This is a genomic window from Kitasatospora sp. NPDC057512 (assembly GCF_042802135.1).
Taxonomy (GTDB): Bacteria; Actinomycetota; Actinomycetes; order Streptomycetales; family Streptomycetaceae; genus Kitasatospora.
The window spans coordinates 1-2102 of sequence record NZ_JBHVET010001067.1 but is presented as its reverse complement, the minus strand read 5'-3'; the positions used below and the strand labels follow the sequence as shown (position 1 = coordinate 2102).

At 74.7% G+C, this 2102-nt stretch carries 3 protein-coding genes; all 3 read right to left on the bottom strand.

Annotation, left to right across the window (positions count from 1 at the left end; all coding sequences use genetic code 11):
* Positions 1 to 15: 15 nt before the first annotated feature.
* The 3 genes from ACFU6K_RS37655 to ACFU6K_RS37645 all read right to left on the bottom strand — a co-directional run bounded on the left by ACFU6K_RS37655 (position 16) and on the right by ACFU6K_RS37645 (position 1961).
* A complete protein-coding gene (locus ACFU6K_RS37655) occupies positions 16 to 921 on the bottom strand; it encodes an MAB_1171c family putative transporter (protein WP_380670956.1) in 906 nt (301 codons plus the stop codon).
* Positions 914 to 1459 (bottom strand): ParH-like protein, encoded by a 546-nt coding sequence (locus ACFU6K_RS37650; protein WP_380670954.1) that lies wholly within the window; start codon positions 1457 to 1459, stop codon positions 914 to 916. Before ACFU6K_RS37650 ends, ACFU6K_RS37655 begins: the two co-directional genes overlap by 8 nt.
* A gap of 79 nt (positions 1460 to 1538) precedes the next feature.
* Positions 1539 to 1961, bottom strand: a complete 423-nt coding sequence (locus tag ACFU6K_RS37645; protein WP_380670952.1) for an XRE family transcriptional regulator — start codon at positions 1959 to 1961, stop codon at positions 1539 to 1541.
* Positions 1962 to 2102 lie beyond the last annotated feature (141 nt).

Genomic DNA, 2102 nt, shown 5'->3' with positions numbered 1-2102 from the left:
GCCGCACACCGCGGTTCAGGTGTCCGGGGAACGGGTCCCGCACGGGTACACCCGGCGGTAGAGCGCGAGCTCGGCGTCGGCGAAGGGCAGCGGGCCGGCGCTGAGGGCGATCTGCGGGAAGGCCGCGTGCAGGGCCCGCCACAGCGGGCCGAGCGACCGGTAGCTGCGGTACGCCGCCCGCCAGCGCCGGGCGGCGCGGCCGGCACGCGCCCACAGCAGGGTGGTCGCACCGGCCAGCAGCAGCACCGCGCACAGCCGCCCGAGCGCCAGCGAGACGGGGTCCTCGGTGCTCTGCTGGCGGCCCGAACGCAGGGCGCCGAGGACGTCGTCGACCCCCCACGCCGTCCAGAGCAGCCCGACGGCGGCGGTGAGCGTGATCAGGACGAGGGCCGTGCGCAGGGCCGCGGTGTCGGCCTGGCGCGTCCAGAACAGCGTCTGGCGCAGCAGGGTGACGAGGCAGCCGACCACGTAGCCGACGTTGACCAGGTCGTAGCCGGCCAGCGCCGCGGGGCCGGCGCCGCCGGTGGCCACCAACTGGCCGTCGACCTCGGTGATCCGGGCGAGCAGGAACAGGACGGTCGCCGCGAGGACCGCGAGGGCGACGCCGGCCTGGCGGCGGCGCAGGGCCCGGGCGTCGGCGGCGGGGCGGCGCAGCGAGACGGCGGCCAGGGCGAGGAACCCGGCGGAGCCCGTCTTGAGGTGGTCGGTGAGCATCCAGGACAGGCCCGCCAGGCCGGTTCCGTGGTCGATGTCCGCCCCGGTCCGGCCGGCCATCAGCGCCAGGGAGGCGCCGAAGCACCAGGCGAAGCAGCAGGTGTAGCGCAGGGCCGGCGTGGTGCCGCGGTGCCGGCCGGCGAAGAACCGGTACGTGCTCAGGCCGAGCAGGAAGACCGCGGCGCAGGCGAGGACGGGGTCAGTCATGCGGGCCCGTCGGGCGGCGCCGGCCCAGCAGCGGGGAGAGCCGCTGCGCCCACTCGGCGTCGCGGGACTGGGTGTTGGCCGCCCGGCCGCCGGGCAGCAGGGCGCGTTTGAGGATCAGCGAGGCGAGCAACTCGGCCTCCCGTTCCTGGGGTTCGAGGTAGACGGTGCGGCCCAGGACCTTCCCGACCAGGGTCGGGGACAGGTGCGGCAGCAGGCCGCGGGTGAGCCCGGGGTCGGGCGAGGGGCCGTCGGCGTGGCCCAGCAGGAGGTGGGCGTACTCGTGCACCAGGATGTGCTGGCGGTGCACCTCGCTGGTGTCCTCGGCGTACACGATGTAGTCGGCCTGACCGGTCGTCACCAGCAGTCCGCAGGGCGCCCCGGGCCGTGCGGGCACGGCGATCAGGTCGATCGGACGGCCGCGGGCGAGGGCGAGGCGGGCGACGAGCTCGGCGGCGTCGAACGGGTCGGGCAGGTCGAGCGATTCGCTGATCGCGCGACATCGCCGCATCAGTCCGCCGTGGCGTCGGATCCATCGCAACGCGCGCCTCCCCTGTCCGCCGGGGCCGACGTGGCCGGTCAGCCGTTGCGGGTGTCCCCTCGGCGGCACCACGTCGTGCTCACGGGGAGGGTTTCCCCCTGGCAGCCTCCCGGCGAGCGATAGTCTCGATCACATCGGAGACGGTGTCCAGGGCTTCGGGCGAGAGTTCCACCGCCCGCAGCGCCATGTTCCGTACGCCGGCGTCCCGCAGCGCCTCCAGCAGGGCGAGTTCGGCGACGATCTCCTCGGAGCGGTCGTCGAAGAAGTAGGCGGGGGAGACGTGGAAGAACGCGGCCAGCGCCTCCAGGTGGCGCTTGGTCGGGTTGTCGCGCTTGCCGGTGCGCAGCTGCCACAGGTAGGTGGCCGAGAAGGTCTCGCCGGTGGCCTCGCGACAGGCGCGTGCCACGTCCTCGTTGCTGTACTGCTCCCGGTTGGGGCGCCGGACCGTGCGAAACAGTGTCTCGATCTTCTCGGCGAGCGTGCTCGCCCCGGCTTCCGCCATCTCCGCCTCCTGCGCCGCCACTGCCGGTTCCGGCGGCACTGGAGCGCGGGGCCGGCCACCGGGTAACCATCGTAGCTTCGGGCGTCGCCCCGGCGTCCGGCGGTGCCGTCGCCGGGTAAGGAGCGCGGGAAGGAGCGTGGG

Bases quoted from the DNA above. Each gene is read 5' to 3' on its own strand.
- ACFU6K_RS37655 (WP_380670956.1), bottom strand. From the start codon at position 921: ATGACTGACCCCGTCCTCGCCTGCGCCGCGGTCTTCCTGCTCGGCCTG.
- ACFU6K_RS37645 (WP_380670952.1), bottom strand. From the start codon at position 1,961: ATGGCGGAAGCCGGGGCGAGCACGCTCGCCGAGAAGATCGAGACACTG.